Genomic DNA, 18,987 nt, shown 5'->3' on the forward strand with positions numbered 1-18,987 from the left:
TGACATGACGGCATCCAGAACCATAGTTCCTAAAGGCGAGTTCCCTCGTACGCACGCGCGGCGAACCGGTCGATTTCAGCCGCCCGGCGGAACGACCCGATGGTGAGTACGGCGACGAGGATCGCGGGCGCGGCGGTGAAGGCGAAACACACGGACAGCGGGAAACGGCCTATCAGCAGGCCGATCGAGGCGGCGCCCAGCGAGTTGGCCAGGTTGTAGGCGGCGTTCACCCACGTGCCGGCCTGGACGCGGGCGCCGGGTGGGGCCGCGCTGTCGGCGATCAGGTAGGCGGTGGTCAAGGCGGGTGAGAGGAACAGGCCGGTGACTGCGACCAGGGCGGCGAGCGCCCACAGGTTGCCGGCCAGTCCGGCGGCGGCCAGGGAGAGGCCCAAGGCGAAGGCCAGCAGTGGGAGGCGTCTTTCGCCGGGCGAGCGCCACCTGATCGCGCCGTGGACCAGGCCGCCGGTGACGCTGCCGACGGCCAGGGCGGCCTCCAGCCAGGCGACGGCCGCGATGTGGTGGGTGCGGTCGGCGAAGGCGACCACCAGCAGGCTCAGCGCGCCGAGGCTCAGGCCGGCCGCCGCCGACACCAGCACCGGGGCGAGAACCACCGGCACCGGTCCTCGCGCCGGCGGCGGGGCCGGCTGGGAGATCGGCGGCGGGGCCGGCGGGGACGTCGGCGCGCCGGCCAGCAGGATGCTTCCGGTCAGGACCAGGGCGGCGCTCACCGCGACGCCCAGCGCGGGGTTCGCCACGGCCGCGAAGAGGCCGGCCAGCAGCGGGCCGGTGACGTACAGCAGCTCCTCGCAGACCGTGTCCAGCGAGAAGGCTCGTTGTCGCAGCTCCTCCGTGGGCATGAGGTCTGTCCACAGTGCCCGCATGATGGGGCCGAGCGGCGGGGTGAGAGCGCCGGCGGTGACGGCCAGCGACCACAGCACGAGGTTCGGCGGCCCCGGGCGCCAGGTGACGGCGGCGATCAAGGTCAGGAGCAGGGCGTACGCCGAAGCCAGGGGCACCAGCGCGCGGCGGAGCCCGCAGCGGTCGATCAAGCGGGCGCGCAGCGGGGACAGGAAGGAGCTGGTCAAGCCGAACAGGGCGGTGAAGGTGCCGGCGACCGTGTACGAGCCGGTGGCCTGGGTGACGGACAGGACGAGCGACAGGAAGACGACGCCGTAGGACAGGCGGCCGATCAGGGCGGCGCTGAAAGCGCGCGCGGCCTGCGGCGTGCGCAGGACAGCAAGATATGAAGGCATGGTTGTTCCTCGAGTGGGAGTAGGGCCGCGGGGAGAAGCGGCGGCCTACGCACGGAGGAACGACATGCCGGTCATCCTATACAGCTGGCGGATCTCCGTCAGGTGCAGGAGTTCGGCGATGGCCAGGAACAGGACCGCGGCGCTGATCAGGGCGACCGGGAGCGAATCGCTGAGCAGGGCGGTCACGACTCCGGCGGCGCCGGTGGCCACGGCCACCTTGGCGTGGGTGCGGAGCAGGCGGTGGCCGTCGAGGCGGCCCAGGCGGCGGCGCAGGACGATGGCCGACGCGATGAGGCCGGTGGTGTAGGCGACCGCGTACGCCAGAGGAACCGCGACCACGACCTGAGCGGAAGGCAGAGTCCAGCCCGCGACCAGGCAGCCGGGGACGCCGACGGCCGTCACGCCGGTGGTGATCAGGGCGGGGGTGCGGGTGTCCTGCAGGGCGTAGAAGCCGCGCTGGAGGATGGCGTACGCCGTGAACGGCACCAGCGCGACGCCGAAGGCGGCGACCACGAGGCCGAGCCGGGTCACCGCGGACGGTGAGCTGTTGCCGTGGGCGAACAGCAGGGTGGCGATCTGCGGGCCCAGCACCAGCATGGCGGCGGCGACCGGGGCCAGGATGACCACGGCCAGGCGGATCGCCCGGGACAGGTCGTCGGTGACCCGGCGCAGATCGTGGCGGGCGGCGTTGCGGGACAGGCGCGGCAGGATCGCGGTCATCACCGAGAGGGCGATCACCGCGTACGGCACCTGGAAGATCGCCGAGGCGTTCTGATAGACGCTGACGCCGCCGGGGCCGCTCAGCGAGGCCGCGCGGGTGGCGACGGCCAGCAGGACCTGCGCGGCGGCCACCGACAGCAGCGCCCAGCCGCCGAGGCGGGCTATCCGGCGCAGGCCGAGGCCGCGCAGGTCGAAGCGCAGGCGCAGCGGAAAGCCGCTGCGGCGCAGCGCCCACACCACCAGCGCCATCTGGGCGAAGACGCCGGCGGTGGTGCCGGCGGCCAGGAGCGTGAAGCTGGGAACCGCCAGGTACAGCAGCCCGACCGCGATCACGACGACGCTGTTGATCAAAGGAGCCCAGGCCGGGGCGGCGAAACGGCCGCGGGTGTTCAGAATGGCCCCGGCGACCGCGCTCACCCCGTAGAAGGGGATCTGCGGGAGGAAGAAGCGGGCGAAGAGGACGGCGGTCGAGCGCTGATCGGCGGAGAATCCCGGCGTGTAGAGAGACACGATCCACGGCGCCGTGACCATCGCTGCGATCGTGATGGCGCTCAAGCCGTACACCGTCAGCGACAGCAATCGCTGAGCGTCGCCGGCGTGGGAAGAGCGGGCCAGCAGGGGCACGACCACACTGGCCATCGCGCCGCCGACGACGATCTCGAAGACGGCGTTGGGCAGCGTGTTGGCGACGTTGTACGCGTCGAGCAGGCGGCTGCCGAGGCCCAGGGCCGACGCCACCACCAGAACGCGGGCGAAGCCGGCGGCGCGGGACACGAGGGTCGCCACCGCCATGCTGCGGCCGGCCTGTCCGGGAGAAGTCATCGCCGGTCATGGTAGGCGCCGGGCGCACGCGGGTATGCACACCGACTATGGCACTGCCGATCGAGGACTACGCGATCATCGCGGACACGCAGACGGCCGCGCTCGTGGGGCGCAACGGCACCATCGACTGGCTGTGCGTGCCACGCTTCGACTCCGGGGCGATCTTCGCGGCGCTGCTGGGCGACGAGGAGAACGGGCACTGGAGCATCGCGCCCCAGGGCGATTTCACCGTCCGGCGGCGTTACGTCGACGAGACGCTGGTGCTGGAGACGGAGTTCGAGACCGCGGACGGCGTGGTGCGCCTGACCGATTTCATGCCGCCGCGCGACACCGAGGCGCCGTCGGTCGTCCGGATCGTCACCGGCGTGCGCGGGCGCGTGGACATGACGATGGTGCTGCGGCTGCGTTTCGATTACGGGCAGGTGGTGCCGTGGGTGTACCAGGAGCAGGGCGATCTGGTCGCGGTGGCCGGCCCGGACGCGGCCTGGCTGCGCACGCCGGTGGAGACGCGCGGCGAGAACATGGCCACCCGGGCCGAGTTCACGGTCGGGCCGGGCGAGACCGTGCCGTTCGTGCTGACCTGGCGGCCGTCGCACCTGCCGCCGCCCGAGCCGGTCGACCCGGTCAAGGAGCTGGGCGTCACCGAAGGGTATTGGCGGGGCTGGATCTCCGCGTGCACCTACGAGGGCGAGTGGCGCGACGCCGTCGTACGCTCGCTGCTGACTTTGAAGGCTTTGACATACGCCCCGACGGGCGGCATCGTCGCCGCGGCCACCACCTCCCTGCCCGAGAAACTCGGCGGCGTCCGCAACTGGGACTACCGTTTCTGCTGGCTGCGCGACGCCACCATCACGCTGCAGTCGCTGCTCTACTCGGGGTTTCAGAGCGAGGCGGCGGCCTGGCGCAAATGGCTGCTGCGGGCCATTGCGGGCAACCCCGCCGAGCTTCAGATCATGTACGGGGTGGCCGGCGAGCGCCGCATCGACGAGTACGTGGCCACGTGGCTCACCGGTTACGACGGCAATCCCGTACGGATCGGCAACGCCGCCGCCGAGCAGTTCCAGCTCGACGTCTACGGCGAGGTGATGGACGCCCTGCACCAGGATCGGCGGGCCGGCCTGAAGGTGACCGACCCGGCGTGGGAGCTGCAGTGCAAGCTGATGCAGTTTGTCGAGGAACACTGGCGCGACCCCGACGAGGGCATCTGGGAGGTCCGGGGCGGGCCCAAGCAGTTCGTGCACTCGAAGTTGATGGCCTGGGTGGCGGCCGACCGCGCGGTCCGGGCGGTGAAGGATTTCGGCCTGCCCGGCCCCCTGAAGCGATGGGTGAAGCTGCGCGACGAGATTCATGCGGAGATTCTGGCGAAGGGATACGACAAAAAACGGCGCACGTTCACGCAGTACTACGGCTCCGACGAGCTCGACGCCGCGTTGCTCATGGTGCCGCTGGTCGGCTTCCTGCCCGCCGACGACGAGCGGGTCGTGGGCACGGTCGCCGCGATCGAGGAGAACCTGCTGGTCGACGGCTTCGTGCAGCGCTACACCCAGCATCACGACACGGACGTCGACGGCCTGCCGCCGGGCGAGGGCGCGTTCCTGGCCTGTACGTTCTGGCTGGCCGACAACTACGCGCTGATGGGCCGCCAGGAGGAGGCGCGGGAGACCTTCGGCCGCCTGCTGGCGTTGCGCAACGACGTGGGCCTGCTTTCCGAGGAGTACGACACGGACGCCGGCCGCCTCGTCGGCAACTTCCCGCAGGCGTTCAGCCACGTCCCGCTGATCGACACGGCCCGCACGCTGACGGCGGCCCTGGCCCCGACCGAGGCCCGCGTCACGGAAGGGCTGAAGCCAGCTCCCGACGGGAAGTGATGCCGAGCTTGGTGAAGACCTTGCGCAAATGCCATTCGACGGTACGGGGACTGAGGAAGAGCGCGCCGCCGATCTCGGCGTTGGTGCGCCCGGCCATGGCCAGGCGCACGATCTGCTCTTCCTGGGCGGTCAGCTTGCGCTCGGTCTCGGAGGCTTTCCGCCGTACGGTCTCACCGGCGGCCGCCAACTCACGGGCGGCCCGGCCGGCGAACGCCTCGGCACCCATGGACGTGAAGGCCTCGTACGCCTCCCGCAGCTCACCGCGCGCCTCGGTGCGCCGGTTCTCCCGGCGCAGCCACTCCCCCAGCAGCAGATGGGTGCGGGCGGCCTGCATGCCCCCTCCGGCGGCGGCGAAATGCTCGAGCGCCCGCCGGAACCGGCCCTCCACCTCGCCCGGCGGCCCGGTGAGCGCGTCGGCGACGGCCTGCACGCCGAGGGCCCAGTCGGTGCCGGCGATCGCGGTGCGCTCGGCCAGCCGCTCGGCCGCGCCGGCCGCCTCCTCCGCGTGCCCGGCGCGGGCGGCCGCCTCGACGAGCTCGCTCAGAGTCCAGGCGTAGACGGCGAGATCCGGGTATTCAGCGGCTTCCTTGGCCGCCCGGTACGCGGTCTCGAAGTCGCCGAGCCCATTGGCCAGCGCGGCCCGGCCGAAGCCGGCCACGCCGAGCGACCGCCCTTCCGACCGCGCGGCGGCATCGCGGATCACCTCGTCGGCGAGCTCCCCGGCGTACGGCTGAATGCCCCGATAGGCAGCGAGGGTGACCGAGGCCGAGGGTTGAAGCGCGCTGCCCAGGGCCTGCCGCAGCGCCCCGGCCTCGTCGGTGAGGCTGGCGGCGTCGGCCAGCCGGCCCATGTAGAGCAGGATCCCCGACCGGAAGGCCAGCGCGGTGGGCAGCAGGGAGAGCGACCCGGTCTCCCGCGCGGCGTGCAGCGCCTGCTCGGTGATCGGATCCCAGGCGTCGTGCCGGAACATCTCGTGCGCGACCGGCGCCGCCAGCCAGAGAAGCCCCGGCTCAGGCTTCTCCATCAGCCGGTCCAGCGCCCGATTCAGGGCCGGCGCGGCCGCCGCGTACCCGTCCAGGATCCAGGCCGTGATCCCCTCGAGCAGCAGCCCAGCGGCGTCCTCACCGCCCGCCGCAGCTCCGTGACCCGGCGCCGCACCGGCAGCTGGTTCGGCGGCGTCCGCGGGTTGGGCGGCGGGCGCTTCGATGGCCGGCGCGTCGCCGGGTTGGGCTGTGAGCGCGGATCGGGGCGCGCCGGCGGTGGGCGCTTCGGTGGCCGCGGCTCGGGCGACCTCGCGGAGGAAGGTGTCGTCGAGGCGGCCGGCGTGCAGGGCGGCGCCGACGGCGGCCAGGTAGGTCTCGCGGGCGGCGGCCGGGTCGAGGTCGCGCAGGCGGCGGGCGGCCGCGAGCAACGGTGGGCCGGCGGCGCGGCCCGGGTTGAGGATGAGGGCCAGGTGGGCGCGGAGGCGTTCCACGCGGGCGTGTTGCAGGGCGTCGAGGTGGGTCATCTCGGCCACCGCCAGCAGCTCGGGCACCTGACCGAACGAGCCGGCGTCGGCGTGCGCCTGCGCGGCGGAGATGAGCAGGCCGGCCCGGCGGCCCGGGTCGACGGTGAGCTCGGCCGCCCGTTCGAGGAACGCCGCCGCGGCGGAGCGGCCGCCCCGGGCCAGCGCGCGGCCGGCCGAGCTCTCCAGCTCGGCGGCGACCTCCTCGTCGGGGCCGGAGACCGCGTGCGCCCGGTGCCAGGCACGCCGGTCCGGGTCCTCCCCCGGGTCGGTGGCCTCGGCCAGCGCCCGGTGCACGTCGCGCAGGTCGTCGGCGTGCCCGGCCCGCCAGGCGGCCGAGCGGACCAGCGGATGCGGGAACCGGACCCGCCGGTTGAGGTCGATGAGCTGGGCGGACTCGGCCGGCGCGGCCGCCTCCAGCCCGATGCCGAGCCGTTGCAGGGCCCGCCACAGCAGCGGCACGTCACCGACCGGCTCGACGGCGGCGGCCAGCAGCACCTTGCGCGTCTCGGCGGGCAGGGCGGCGATCCGCCGCCGGAACGTCTCCTCGACCCGGCCGGCGAGCGGGGCCGTGTTCAGCCCGCCGAACCCGAAGGCCAGCTCGGCCGGCGTCAAACCCTTGGGCAGTTCCAGCAGAGCGAGCGGGTTCCCGCGCGTCTCGAGGACGATCCGGTCCCGTACGCGCGAATCGACCGGCCCGGGAAGAACGGAGTCGAGCAGCCGGCGCGCCTCGGCGTCGGGCAACCCACCCACCGGCAGCTCGGGCAGCCCGGCCAGGATCCGCTCGTCGCCCGGCGACCGCACCGAGAAGATCAGCGCCACCGACTCCGCCCCGAGCCGACGGGCGACGAAAGTCAGGATCACCTCGGACATGCGGTCGAGCCACTGCACGTCGTCGACGATCGCCACCAGCGGCTGCTCGCCCGCGCTCTCGGCCAGCAACCCGAGCACCGCCAGCCCCACCAGCAGCGGCTCCGGCGGGCTGCCCGCGCTCAGCCCGAACGCGGTCGCGATGGCCTCCCGCTGATGCTCCGGGAGCCGGTCGAGCGACCCCAGCAGAGGCGCACACAGCTGCTGCAACGCCGAATAGGCGATCTCCGACTCGAGCTCGACCCCCGCCGCCCGGGTGGTCCGCACACCCGGCCCGGCCTGCTCCGCGAGGTAGTCGAGCAGGGCCGTCTTGCCGACACCGGCCTCACCCCGCAGCACCAGGGCACGGCTGTTCCCGGCCTCGATGTCGCGCAGCAGCCGATCGAACGTCTCCCGTTCACGCCTGCGCCCGTGCAGCCTGCCGCCAGCCACGTGATCATCCTCCCGCCGGGGAGCGTACCCGCCGCCGTTTCCTTGATCGCGCAACGTGTGAGGATGACGCAATGCCGTACGGATACATCGCCTCCATGAAGGCTAGGCCCGGCCACCGCGACGAGGTCATCGACATCCTCACCGGCGGTGCCGACGGCCTGAGGACGGCGGGTTGCCACCTTTACGTGGTCGCCGCCGCCACCACCGACGACGTCACGATCTGGGTGAGCGAGGTCTGGGAGTCGAAACAGCATCACGACGACTCCCTGAAGCTGCCCGAGGCACGGGCCGCCATCGCCCAGGCCATGCCGTTGCTCACGGGCGAGTTCTTCACTCAGGAGACCGAGGTCCGGGGCGGCCTCACTGGTCAACCGTGAAGATGACGGAGCGCCCAGCCGCGGCCGGGTAGTACCAGGTGTACGCAGCCACCCCTCACTGACGCCTTCGAGCGCCACGGCCAGATCGTGTTGAGGGCTTCAAGACCCATCGGCCTCGTCGTCGGCGAAGTACTCGGCCTGTCCGAGGTCGAGGAGCTGCGCCTGGATCCGGGCGAGCCGCCACACACCGATCGTGACGTCGTCGCCGATTGGGCCCGCCGAGTCCTCCGGGCGGCATTCACCTCTCTCATTAATTGATCACGCGGAAACGGGATAGAACATTTCCATTGGCTGCGCTCATGTCAGCATCGGAATGTGGCATTGCGATCAATATCGCGGCCTTGATAGCGTCGCGTCGACACTGAGCTGAGCGTGCTGCACGTGATTACTCAGACCTATCCACACGGGGGATTGAAATGAGAGGTAGAACAAGGGTTTTCTGTGTCCTGATCCTGGTTGTTTCGGCGTTGGGTGTTCCGGTGACCGCGAGTGCGGCGCCGGCCGGCACGGTCACTGTCGACACGGCGTACATCAGTGGGCCTCAATGGTTTGATTCTCGAGGTCACTTCACGGGGCGGGTGCCGGCCGACGGTGACCTGTCCAAGATGGGCTTCACGCCGAACCAGGCCGGCTCGCCGCGGGTGACGACGCGAGCCGAGGCGGCCGAGTTGGCTCGCAAGAGCGGGTCGACCTACGGACGGCCGAGCGGAGTCTTCGCCACCGCGCCCGCGCCGGGGCGGGTGCTGTCCGACGATCCGATCTCGCCCGCCGAGTGCCGGGAGCACGCCGACCTGGCGACGCAACCTCAGGGCTGGATCAAGAACCACTTCTCGTACTGTCACATCGGCACCTTCCTGGCCATCGAGCGCCGGTGCATCGGGGTGGTCTGCGTCCCGCTCGGCATCTTCCAGACGCGGGTCACGCTGCTCGGTGAGGCCTACAACGGGTCGCGGGCCGCGGACTTCCGCGTGGTGCTCGACGAGATCACCGTGTCCGACTCGGCCTGGCGGGGCAGGTTCGCCTACCGGATCGACTGCGCCGGCGCCCCGAGCAGCAGCTCGTGCACGCCGCGGACCGAGAGCATGGAGCGCAGCCCGATCGAGTGGATCGCCGATCCCGAGGTCGACCTGAACTTCTGGTCCGATGCCGACGAGCCGCGGCCGGAGCACGGTGAACAGCTAGCCTTCGGCGTCTTCCTCGGCACCGGCGCCTTTACGTTCCGCGGCCGCCCCACCACCGAGTCGAGCAAGCCCGAGACTAGTGTGCGCTTCGACTCCGCGTGGTACCTCACGACCGGCGAGGGGTCGATCTTCGACCGCACCGTTCCGTGGATGAGCTACAGCAAGTCCGACACCGAGGTCGACGAGACGGCAGCCCACATCGAGCAGGCCCAGCTGGACCCGGCCTCGACCAAGCCGACCGTCCCCGACAAGCACATTCCCGGAGCGTCCGCGCAGGACCCGCTGACGCGGCTCTACCACGACACCGTACGGCGAGACGCGAACCGCGATAGATTCGCCATTCCTGTGTGCCGGGCCGAATGGCCCGGTTATCCCGATCGCAACCAGGACTGCGACGAATATCCCTTCTCCTCGACCTATCAGGGCGCGGCTCGGCACGAGTACGAAAATGTGCCCTACGGAATGTTCTCGGCCAGAGCCCTCGACGCCGACGACAATGAAGAAGCCGGAACGCGACTCGGCATATTCATGGGCTATGACCGCATCATCGACGGCGACGATTTCTATGTACGCATCGTGAGCTGAATCCGGCCCGGGCGCGGGAGATATCGCCCGCGCCCGGGCTTCACGAACGTGACTTGCGGTGGATCGTGTAGTGCAGGACCAGGAACGGGAAGCCGTAGAGGGAAAACGCGTGGTCGGCTCGTAGTTCGCCGTTCTTGACGTAGACGTCCAGCTGTTCGGCGAAGCCGTGGACGGTCAACGTGGTCAGGTCGCGGGTCTCGGGATCGATGAAGGTCAAGTAGTGGCCTGGGTGGGGCAGCGGGCTGCGGCTGGTGAGCACCAGGCCGCCGCCGGGGCGGGGCTCGGGCAGGAGGGTCGCGGTGAAATTGCCTTGGGGTACGGGGAAACCGACGCTCACGTAACCACGGTCGTCATGCCTGTACGTGGTGTAGATGCCCACGTAGATGGGCTCGTCGGTGTCGGCGAAGGAGCGGATCCAACCCCGTACGCCAATGAGGTCTGAATCTTCGGGGGTGATGGTGTCGATGCGGCTGCGGACGCCGCGCAGGGTCTCGCGCTGGTTCATCGGGACGTTGGCCTGGCCCAGCGGGCGGGCGACGAAGGTGCGGTAGAGCAGGTAGCCGGGGCGCACCCAGAGACGCCACTCGGGGACGATGTCGAGGCGGAAACGGGTGGTGTGCTCGTAGAACTCGCGCACCAGCGGGTCGACGCCGGCCGGGTCGAACTGAGGGCCGGCCAGGTCGTCCAGTGAGGCGACGATGCCCACGTCGGCGGCGTCGGGCTGGTAGGTGCCGCCCAGCGCTTCGGCCAGCTCCCGGACGTAGCCGGTGCCCACGTAGCCGGAACGCGCCTCCAGCGGGACGACGAAAGGCAGCTCCTCGGGCCGCACCCGCTCGGCGAGCAGACCCACCTGGGGGTCGCGGAAGAGCAGGGCGGCCAGAGCGCGGTAGCCGACCACCGCGGTGGCCGCCACGGCGGCCGGCGGGGCCTCACGGCCGGCGGCCAGACGCCAGGCGGCGCCGGCGGCTGCTCCGGCGGCAGGGCCGAGCGCCACCTTCTGCGGCCGCATCCCCAGCGCGCCGGCGACCGCGCCCGCCGCGGCGCCCACCGCCACCGGGCCGGCGCCGGTGAGCCGGCCGCCCAGCCATCCGGCCTGCGCGGCCAGGGCGCCGCTCATGACCACACGCGACCACCACGCCGGAATCTCGCCGGGCTTCTGACGGGCCCGCGACACGGCCTCGGTGGCGATCAGCGCGGCCGCCCCGAACGCCGCCCCACGACCAGGTCGGCGACCCGACAAAGCGGCCCCGGCCAGTGCCCCGGTGACCGCGGCGAAGACCAGCCCGCTGACACGCTTTCCGCGTTCCTCCGGCGTCATGAGCGCACGGTAGCAACCCCCCGCGGCTCAGGAGGCGACGAGGCGGTGAGCTCGCAGCAGGTGAGCCCACCACGGCCGCTTCTCCCGCAACGGGGGCTGGGCGGCTCGTTTCAGGCTCACCCAGCCGCCCGGGCCCATGGTGACCGAGCCGATGGCGGGGCGGCGGCGTGCGGCAACGGCGATCGCGACGCCGGCCACGGCCACGGCGGTTGCGGCCGCCAGAGCCGTGACGTCCAAGGCGGGTACGAACCTCGCGCCTTGCGGGCCGGTGACATAGGCGCCGATCTCCCGGCGGCCGCACCTGACCGGAGAAATCTCAGTAGTGGGCACCCCTACAGACAACGCGGCTGCGCGGCCTCTTTGTAGGGCCGAACGCCTCTGCCCGCCCCCGGCGCGAAGGAGTTCGCTGAAGGTGTCACCGTGAGACGAGGAGGCACTGATGAAACGCCACTGGATCGCCGCGGGCTATGTGGTCTCGCTGCCGCTGGCGACCGCGGCCGCGCTGTCCGCCGTGGCCGCGCTCGAAGCCGCGGCCCGGCGCGCTACAGGACGTAGAGGGCGAACGGCTCCCCGCCCACGCTGATCTCCTTGCTGTAGTGGAAGCCGAGCCGTTCCATCACGGCCCGGGAGCGCAGATTGTGAACCTCCGTGAACGACACGACCTCCCGGGCGCCCAGTTCATCGAAGGCGAAGGACAGCGCCGCCCGGCCGATCTCCGTCGCGTAGCCCTGACCCCAGAAACGGCGGTGCAGAACCCAGCCCACCTCGAGCCGGTCGACGCCGTCCACGCGCTGGCGGGACAGACCACCGCGGCCCACGAGGTCGCCGGACGTTCGCTCGTACGCCATCCACTTGTGTACGCCGTCGTCGCGCCAGTGCGCGGCCATCCGTGCCACCTCGGCCTCGATCTGCTCGCGCGTCCATTCGCCGTACCACTCGGCCACGGCCGGATCCCGGTAGAGGGCCAGCAGGTCGCCGGCGTGCCGTTCCGCGACCGGTTCGAGGCGGAGCCGCTCGGTGAGCCGGAAGTCCTCCATCACTGTCTCCCATCGGGAAGAGCGTGCCATGTGCGAATACTGCGGCTGCCAGTCGGTAAGCGCCATCGAGGACCTGACCCGCGAGCACGACACCGTCGTCGGTCTGATCAGCGCCGTCCGCACCGCCGAGGACACCGACCGCATGGCCGCCCTGGCCCGCGACATCGCCGGCGTGCTGGCCCCACACACCGAGGTGGAAGAGCATGGCCTCTTTCCCTTGCTGGCCGACGACTTCCCCGACCAGATCAGCGCCTTGGAGTCCGAACACCGCCTCGTGGAATCCGTCCTGGCCGAGGCCGCACACGGCACACCCACCGACCCGGCATGGCCCACCCGCCTGATCGAGACCCTGGACCTCCTGCGAGACCACATCCTCAAGGAACAGGACGGCGTCTTCCCCGCCGCCCTGACCACCCTGAGCGGCACCGACTGGGACACCGTCGACAAGGTCCGCGCCGCCCTGCGATCCGATCACAAAGGAGGCGGCGTGCCGGGCAGGGACGGGCTGAACCATCCGTGCCCATAGCAGGTGCCGCACCTTCCCATGACGTTGTAGCCCCCGCCGCCGTTGGGTGAGGGTGGGACATAGCGCACCACGACCTGCCCGGAGCCGCGGCAGATAGGGCAGGGTCGCCAGCCCGCACCCATACGGCGCCGGTTCGTCTCCTCCGCCACCCGCCTGCGACGTGCGCCGAGGACGCGTCCCAGCACGATGAGCATCAGTCCGGCGATCAGGACGAGGCAACCGAGCGACGCGATGGGATGAGGATCTTGGTTGCTGGGGAAGAGCACTGCCGACAACATCATCAAGAAGCCGGGCGGTACCAGTAGCGCGCCGAGACACCCCATATCGCCCCCAAAGGACGTCGCGTCAAGCCCCTACAGCGCGCAATGGTGTCGCCGCCGTCGTGACTGCCAGATCGGCTGACGGGCCGGGATGTGGGCCCGTTCGGCGGTCACGGGGTCGGCTGAGCCGGTAGCGGGCGGCCGGGGCCGTACGTCGTGCCTGCTCGGTCTCGTTCCAGCCAACCCGTCTCGACCAGCATGCGGCGGACGCCCGCTACATCGTCGGTCACCTGGGCGAGGCGGGTGTTGATGTGGTCCTCGTCGTAGAGGCCGTCCAAGGCCAGGAAGCGGGCGAACAGCTCGCCTATCAGCTCGTAGCGTTCGCCCAGTGTGGGTGGCAGGGTCGTCAGGCGGCCGTGGGCGAAATTGCCTCTCAGCTGGGGGTAGTGGCGCAGCAGCGGGGCTATCGGTTGCAGGGCGTCCACCGCTGAGGCGGCCTCGCGCAACGCGCTCGCGTCGGCTCGGTAGACGCCGTTTCCGGTGCCGGTGGCCAAGCCGGCGCCGACCAGGCGGGCCAGGGTCTCGCCGGCTTTCTGGACCGGGACGTCGATGGTGAAGGCCAGCTCGGCGATCGTGGCGCCCTCGGGGCCCCGGCGGATCAGCTCGGCGTAGGCCGCCAGGCGCTGCGGGACGGCGAGCTGGGCGAGCATTTCGGCCGCGCGGGCGGCGTCGGCGGACATCCCGTCACGGTAGGGGCCGCGCGGCGTGCCGCGCGACCCCATTAACCGTGTGTCAGGACGCGACGAAGGCCGAGATCCAGGCCAGCGGGGCGTTCCAGTTGATGGTGAGCTCGTTCGTGGACCAGCTCTGGATGTCGTCGATGTAGCAGAACTGGGCCACGCATCCCGTCAGCTTGCTCTGGGCGTACGGGTCCTGGATGGAGCTGTTCGGACCGCCGGCCAGGGTGCCCACCGGCGGGTTGGGCAGGGCCGGGTCGAGCTGGCGGGCGTACCAGCGGCTGTGCTGGTTGTGGGAGCTGACCTCGCCGTAGCCGGTCACGTAGGACTGGTTGAGGGCGTTGCGGCCGAACATGTAGTCCAGGCCGGTCAGCACCGCGTTCCGGTAGACGGACCGGCCGGTGATCTCGTAGCCCGCCGCCAGCACCACCATGTTGTTGAGGATGATGCTGTTGGAGCCCCAGTCCCACGCGTTGTTGGCGGGGGCGTACGGAACGCCGTACGGCTGCTGCCTTTGAATGGCCAGGTATTTCTCCGCCCCCCGGACCACCGACGCCTTGACGGCGGCCAGGCCGGGGAGACGGTTCGGCACCAGCGCCAGGTCGAGCCGGCCCGCCGCGGCGGTCGAGGCCCAGTCGAAGGCGCCGGCGCCGAACACGTCGGCGGTGTGCTCGGGCGACGAGAGCACGTCCGCCTGGTACTGCTTCTCCCCCGTGGTGATGAACAGTTCGGCCGCCGCCCAGTAGAAGTCGTCGGTGACCTTCGTGTCGTTGTAGGCGCCGCCGCCGACCCCGTCGGACTCGGGCGCCAGCTTCACCGGGTTGGCCTTGGCCGCCGCGTACGCGGTGCGGGCCGCGGCCAATGCGCGAGCCGCGAAGGCCCGGTCGTACTTCTTGTAGACGCGGGCCGCCTGCGCGGCCGAGGCGGCCAGGTTGAGGGTCGCCGCGGTCGAGACCGGGTGCAGCTCGCGGCGCTGCGGGTCGAGGTGCGGCAGCAGCGGCAGTCCGGTCCAGGCCTGGTCGTGGATCTTGTGATGGGCCATGCCGGCGTACGGCTTGCCCGCCGGGACCTGCATGGACATCAGGAAGTCGAGCTCCCAGCGGGCCTCGTCGAGGACGTCGGGGGTGCGGTTGCCGCTTTCCGGGATGTTCAGGTCGACCTTGCGAAGGGCGGAGAAGGTCTCGTACGCGCTGAGCACCTCCCACACCGAGATGCCACCGTTGACGACGTACTTGCCGTGGTCGCCGGCGTCGTACCAGCCGCCGCGCACGTTCAGCGTGTAGTCGCAGACGCCGGGCTGGCACGGCACGGCGCCGTCGCCCTGGTTGGGCGCCACGTCGACGTGCCCGGCCGGACGGCCGTAACCCGGTCGCAGGTCGTCGCGGATCTCGATGCCGCTGCGCTGCGTGTAATAGAACTTCAGAGCATCGGTCCGGAGCTTGTCGTACGCCTTCGCGTCGATGTCGAAGGGCCGGCTGGTCTCACCGTCGGCCGTCAGGGTGTATCCGGTGCCGCGCTTGGTGTAGCGGCTGAAGTCGATCGTCTGCACGTTCTGCCCGGACGAGACGTCGACCCCGCGCGGCGTGGTGGTGCCGCGGGCGACGACCTTGCCGGCGGCGTTCGCGAGCTGCCACGGCACCGGGGTGGTCGCGCTGGTCACGACGGTGGCGGCTTTCGGACCGTCCGGGAGGTACGCCACCTGGTTGACCCGCACGCGCGGGCCGGTGTCCGGCACGTACACCTCGGGGGGCACCCCGCCGACCAGCGACACGTTGTCGACGCAGAAGTTCCACGGATCGGGGCTGCCGCCGAGCTGGAACGCCACCTGGCCGATCGCGGTGTCGGCGGGGGCGGTGAAGGTCCACGAGTAGTGCTGGAACTCGCCGAGGGCGGGCGACTGCTCGAAGTACGTCGTGTACGGGTCGGCACCGAGCCCGACGATCGCGCGCACCACCTTGCCGGCGTCGCCGCCCGCGTCGAAGGAGAACCGGTACGTCTCACCGGCGACCAGGTCGATGTCGTTCTGGCCGACCGCGACGTCCCACTTGTTGACTGTGCCGCCGGGCACGTCGACGCAGGCCCGGCCGCCGGTCAGCGTGAAGGGCCCGGACGACGACCAGAACGGGTCGGCCGTGCCGTCGAAGCCGCCGTTGACGACCTGTTCCACTTCCGCGGCGAAGGCGGGCACCGCGGGTACGAATAATGCGGACACCGCTACTACGGCGATGATCCGGGAGCGCTCCCACAGAGACATGACAAACATCTTGATCGATGTCGTAACGCTGTGTCAACGCTCCCGCAACACAACCGTCAGCGGTGCAGGTGGCGCTTCCAGTCGTCGGGGACGGCGCCGGCCGGGCCGGGGGCCGGCTGGTCGGCCGGGTGGCTGTCGGCCGGGGCCAGGCGCGGGCCGTTGCCGGCCTCCTCGGTACTGTAGTCCCAGAACCAGTCCTCGCCGGGCTCGAACGACTGGATGATCGGGTGGCCGGTCTCGCGCCAGTGGGCGGTCGCGTGCTGCGAGGGCGAGCTGTCGCAGCAGCCGATGTGCCCGCACTGGGCGCAGCGGCGCAGGTGGAACCACCAACCGGCGGCGTCGAGGCACTCGACACAGCCGGTGCCGGACGGCGGGACGTGGGGCTGGATCGGGTCTTCGTTCGTCACTTCGCTGGTCACGAGGAGCAACCTACCCGAGCAACACATGCACTAGGCTGCATCGTCCGTCACATCCGCGAACTGCCCGCCCAGGGCGGCCACCGCCTCGTCCGCCGCGACCTGCAGGCCCACGCCGCGCTCGCCGGCGCCCAGGTTGATCGTGCGGCCACGGGTGCGCTCGTCGGCGATGACCGGCCACGAGCCGGCGGCGCCGAACGGGGTGATGGTGCCGCGCTCATACCCGGTGGCGGCCAGCGCGACCTCGGCGTTGGGCATCGAGAGGCGGTTGACGCCGAGCAGCGCGCGCAGCTTGGGCCAGGAGATCGACCGGTCGCCCGGCACCAGCACGAGCACGTAGTCGCCGTCGCCCCGGCGTACGACCAAGGTCTTGACCAGGTCCTGAATCTCCACGCCCTGAGCCCGGGCGGCCTCGGCGACGCTGGCGACGGGACCGTGGCGCAGGAGCTTGGCGGGCACGCCCAGCGCGGCGGCGGCGGATTCGGCGGGGTTGGTCATGTGATCAACCGTAGACAGCGAACAGGCCACACCCGAAGCGAGTGTGGCCTGTCATACGCCCGTTCAGTTGCGACGGTTGTCGTCGCGCCACGGCCGGTGGTGACCACCGTGGTGGTCGTCGTCGTCCCGGTCGACCGTCAGCTTCCAGTCACCGCGGTGCGGGCCACGCCAGACGTAGTCGCACTCCGAGTCCTCCCACCAGCCACGCCGCTCGCCACGCCATCCGGCGCGCTCGCATTCGCGGCGGCTGTCGTAGTAGCCGGCCACATCTTCATCGTCATCGTCGTGCCACGGGCGCACTGTCGTCTGGGTCGCGCCCTGCGAGGACGAGACGGCCGTGGCCGCCTGTGCGGGACCCGCACCGATCGTCACGCCCGTGACCAGGCTCAGTCCGACGAGTGTCAGGATCCGCGTTGCCGCTTTCATGTCTCACCCTTCCTCGAGCCGATGTGTTCGCCTACAGGCCATCACGCTCGTAAGCCGCATACCTGGCAACGGCCGCCTTTGGGGCGTTCGGGCGAACAAGCCTTGGATGACCGGCCGGACTTTGGACGATCGGCTGCGGAGCGAGAAACAATGTGCTCAGGGAATGGATCATGAGCGAAGGAGCTCCGCATGACCGGCAAGCCCGTCCTGGAACCCGGACCGGACCACCCGATCACGATCACGCCGAACCCGGCGCACATCGTGGTCACCGTCGCCGGCAAGGTCGTCGCCGACACCCACAACGCGCTCACGCTGCAGGAGTCGACGTACCCGCCGGTGGCCTACATCCCGCTCGCGGACGTCGACCAGTCGCTGCTCGCCGACAGCGCGACCGGAAGCTACTGCCCGTACAAGGGCGACGCGAGCTACTACTCGATCCCGGCCGGGGGCGAGAAGTCGGTGGACGCCATCTGGGTCTACCGCGACCCGCGCCCGGCGGTGGCCCAGATCAAGGACCATGTCGCGTTCTACCCCGACCGGGTCGACTCGATCTCGATCGAGGACTGACCGGGAGCCAGCGTCACGGCCGCGCTCCGGCCCACCCCCAGCAGGGCGGAGAGCAGGAGCACGAGCGCGAGCAAGCGGATGAGCGACACGGATCAAGGAGATCCGGTACGGCCCGGCTTGGCGATCAAGCCGGGCCGCTGTTACCTCGAAAGGGGTCGGCTGCCCAGCTGACCGCTGGTCAGCCGAGCGGCCACGACCGGCTCGCGGTGGCCGGCCCGCACGGCGCCCCGGGCGTCGCCGGCCAGCTGCCGCAGCGGGCTCAGCCGGGCCCGGGCGCTGAGCAGGGCCCGGGTCGCCACCACGCCGGGCGTGGGGACGGTGCGGGTCGACGGCTCGTAGCCGAACCGCTCCAGCCGCGAGCCGAGGACGGCCTCGCACCGCACGATCTCCTCGGCGCTCAGCCGCTGCCGCCAGCTGCGGACCCGCTGGGTGGTCACGCTTTGATGGGTGCGGGTGTGCCAGGTCTTGTACGAGGGCACGGCCACCGCCGCCAGCTGGTCGGGCCGGGCCATCGCCGGGTCGTAATCCTCGCCGAGGAAGTCGCAGATCCGGCGCAGCTCGGCCGCCGGGTCGGCGACCAGGTCCTCGTAGCGGGTCCGCAGGTAGACGTCGGGCCGGTAGGCGCGGACGGCGCGCAGCGAGGCGTCGGCCGAGCGGGCCCAGATGTCGATCAGCAGGTCGAGCGAGTCGGCGGCCCAGGGCGCCTCCTTGAGCGAGGCCACGCAGTCACGGCCGTCGCGCACGATGTCGATGATCTGCGCGTCCGGGAACAATCGCAGCAGCTGCGGCAGGTGGCGCAGGTAGGCGGGGCGCTTGTCGCCCCAGCGCGGTTTGCCGAACCGCTCGGCGTAGAGCCGGAAGACCGTGCCGAGGGCCGAGCCCAGCGTGGGCGGGGCGCCGGCGATCGCGTCGATCACCCGGGCGTCCTCGAGCCCGAGGTCGCCGAAGTTGTCGGTGGTGACGATCCAGGCGCCCAGCTCGCGCCGCCGGTGCTCCTCGCGCAGGTCGCCGAACTCGTGGCGGCGCTGATAGGCCGGGAGCAGGAAGCGGCTCTCCGGCGGCAGGGCGATCCGCGGGTGCGCGTGCAGCATGAGCTGGAGCATCGTCGTACCGGATCGCGGGCAGCCCACCACGAAGATCGGACGGTCGCTGAGCATCGGACAAATCACCCCAGTCTGGAAGAAAGCGTCGCCTACGGCAACGATCACCCGTCGACCTGGGCACGGCTCGTGAATCAGGTAGCGGCCGCACAGCGGCGTCATGGCGGGGACACAGGAACGCGAAGCACCGTGGCCCGAGTGCGCAGAAGATCAATACTGCTCGGTGCGTCCCTCGC

17 protein-coding genes are annotated in these 18,987 nt (G+C 71.1%); 5 read left to right on the forward strand and 12 right to left on the reverse strand.

What is annotated here, in order from left to right:
* Positions 1 to 29: 29 nt before the first annotated feature.
* Together CRP55_RS19400 and murJ are read right to left on the reverse strand one after the other, a co-directional pair.
* The gene (locus CRP55_RS19400; RefSeq protein ID WP_097321492.1) at positions 30 to 1,253 is read right to left on the reverse strand and encodes an MFS transporter; all 1,224 of its coding nucleotides are present in this window, start codon (positions 1,251 to 1,253) and stop codon (positions 30 to 32) included.
* A 45-nt stretch (positions 1,254 to 1,298) separates the two neighbouring features.
* Complete coding sequence (gene murJ / locus CRP55_RS19405; RefSeq protein ID WP_097321493.1) at positions 1,299 to 2,765, reverse strand: murein biosynthesis integral membrane protein MurJ; 1,467 nt, start codon at positions 2,763 to 2,765, stop codon at positions 1,299 to 1,301.
* A gap of 77 nt (positions 2,766 to 2,842) precedes the next feature.
* On the opposite strand from murJ, the gene CRP55_RS19410 reads away from it, so the two are divergent.
* A complete protein-coding gene (locus tag CRP55_RS19410; RefSeq protein WP_097321494.1) occupies positions 2,843 to 4,663 on the forward strand; it encodes a glycoside hydrolase family 15 protein in 1,821 nt (606 codons plus the stop codon).
* On the opposite strand, the gene CRP55_RS19415 is transcribed toward CRP55_RS19410, so the two are convergent.
* Positions 4,626 to 7,469 carry a helix-turn-helix transcriptional regulator gene (locus tag CRP55_RS19415; protein ID WP_097321495.1) on the reverse strand — a complete coding sequence of 948 codons (2,844 nt, stop codon included), beginning with the start codon at positions 7,467 to 7,469 and terminating at the stop codon, positions 4,626 to 4,628. The two genes, CRP55_RS19410 and CRP55_RS19415, sit on opposite strands and share 38 nt — an antisense overlap.
* 71 nt (positions 7,470 to 7,540) lie before the next feature.
* Here CRP55_RS19415 and CRP55_RS19420 point away from each other — a divergent pair, with 71 nt between their 5' ends.
* Both CRP55_RS19420 and CRP55_RS19425 read left to right on the forward strand, forming a co-directional pair.
* Complete coding sequence (locus CRP55_RS19420) at positions 7,541 to 7,846, forward strand: putative quinol monooxygenase (protein WP_097321496.1); 306 nt, start codon at positions 7,541 to 7,543, stop codon at positions 7,844 to 7,846.
* Positions 7,847 to 8,325: 479 nt separating this feature from the next.
* Positions 8,326 to 9,612 carry a NucA/NucB deoxyribonuclease domain-containing protein gene (locus CRP55_RS19425; protein ID WP_143234735.1) on the forward strand — a complete coding sequence of 429 codons (1,287 nt, stop codon included), beginning with the start codon at positions 8,326 to 8,328 and terminating at the stop codon, positions 9,610 to 9,612.
* A 40-nt stretch (positions 9,613 to 9,652) separates the two neighbouring features.
* Here CRP55_RS19425 and CRP55_RS19430 read toward each other — a convergent pair whose 3' ends face one another.
* The 3 genes from CRP55_RS19430 to CRP55_RS19440 form a co-directional block, all read right to left on the reverse strand.
* Entirely contained in the window at positions 9,653 to 10,930 is a 1,278-nt protein-coding gene (locus CRP55_RS19430) for a hypothetical protein (protein ID WP_097321498.1), read from the reverse strand.
* 27 nt (positions 10,931 to 10,957) lie between these two features.
* The gene (locus CRP55_RS19435; RefSeq protein WP_097321499.1) at positions 10,958 to 11,167 is read right to left on the reverse strand and encodes a hypothetical protein; all 210 of its coding nucleotides are present in this window, start codon (positions 11,165 to 11,167) and stop codon (positions 10,958 to 10,960) included.
* A gap of 305 nt (positions 11,168 to 11,472) precedes the next feature.
* Positions 11,473 to 11,997 (reverse strand): GNAT family N-acetyltransferase, encoded by a 525-nt coding sequence (locus CRP55_RS19440; protein WP_245923168.1) that lies wholly within the window; start codon positions 11,995 to 11,997, stop codon positions 11,473 to 11,475.
* On the opposite strand from CRP55_RS19440, the gene CRP55_RS19445 reads away from it, so the two are divergent.
* A complete protein-coding gene (locus tag CRP55_RS19445) occupies positions 11,996 to 12,493 on the forward strand; it encodes a hemerythrin domain-containing protein (protein WP_097321501.1) in 498 nt (165 codons plus the stop codon). The two genes, CRP55_RS19440 and CRP55_RS19445, sit on opposite strands and share 2 nt — an antisense overlap.
* 430 nt (positions 12,494 to 12,923) lie before the next feature.
* Here CRP55_RS19445 and CRP55_RS19450 read toward each other — a convergent pair whose 3' ends face one another.
* From CRP55_RS19450 to CRP55_RS19470, 5 genes are all read right to left on the reverse strand, one after another.
* The gene (locus CRP55_RS19450) at positions 12,924 to 13,493 is read right to left on the reverse strand and encodes a DUF2087 domain-containing protein (RefSeq protein ID WP_097321553.1); all 570 of its coding nucleotides are present in this window, start codon (positions 13,491 to 13,493) and stop codon (positions 12,924 to 12,926) included.
* A 52-nt stretch (positions 13,494 to 13,545) separates the two neighbouring features.
* Entirely contained in the window at positions 13,546 to 15,744 is a 2,199-nt protein-coding gene (locus CRP55_RS19455) for a glycoside hydrolase family 9 protein (protein WP_097321502.1), read from the reverse strand.
* A 56-nt stretch (positions 15,745 to 15,800) separates the two neighbouring features.
* A complete protein-coding gene (locus tag CRP55_RS19460; protein ID WP_245923169.1) occupies positions 15,801 to 16,163 on the reverse strand; it encodes a UBP-type zinc finger domain-containing protein in 363 nt (120 codons plus the stop codon).
* A gap of 30 nt (positions 16,164 to 16,193) precedes the next feature.
* Complete coding sequence (locus tag CRP55_RS19465) at positions 16,194 to 16,658, reverse strand: aminoacyl-tRNA deacylase (RefSeq protein WP_097321503.1); 465 nt, start codon at positions 16,656 to 16,658, stop codon at positions 16,194 to 16,196.
* Positions 16,659 to 16,721: 63 nt separating this feature from the next.
* Complete coding sequence (locus tag CRP55_RS19470; protein WP_097321504.1) at positions 16,722 to 17,084, reverse strand: hypothetical protein; 363 nt, start codon at positions 17,082 to 17,084, stop codon at positions 16,722 to 16,724.
* 189 nt (positions 17,085 to 17,273) lie between these two features.
* Here CRP55_RS19470 and CRP55_RS19475 point away from each other — a divergent pair, with 189 nt between their 5' ends.
* Positions 17,274 to 17,651 (forward strand): DUF427 domain-containing protein, encoded by a 378-nt coding sequence (locus CRP55_RS19475; RefSeq protein ID WP_097321505.1) that lies wholly within the window; start codon positions 17,274 to 17,276, stop codon positions 17,649 to 17,651.
* Between the two features lie 140 nt (positions 17,652 to 17,791).
* Here the strand turns inward: CRP55_RS19475 and CRP55_RS19480 are convergent, their stop codons facing one another.
* Positions 17,792 to 18,808: a sulfotransferase family protein gene (locus CRP55_RS19480; protein ID WP_097321506.1), complete on the reverse strand. Its 1,017-nt coding sequence runs from the start codon at positions 18,806 to 18,808 to the stop codon at positions 17,792 to 17,794.
* Positions 18,809 to 18,987: the final 179 nt, after the last annotated feature.

Source organism: Paractinoplanes atraurantiacus, from assembly GCF_900215205.1.
GTDB lineage: Bacteria > Actinomycetota > Actinomycetes > Mycobacteriales > Micromonosporaceae > Actinoplanes > Actinoplanes atraurantiacus.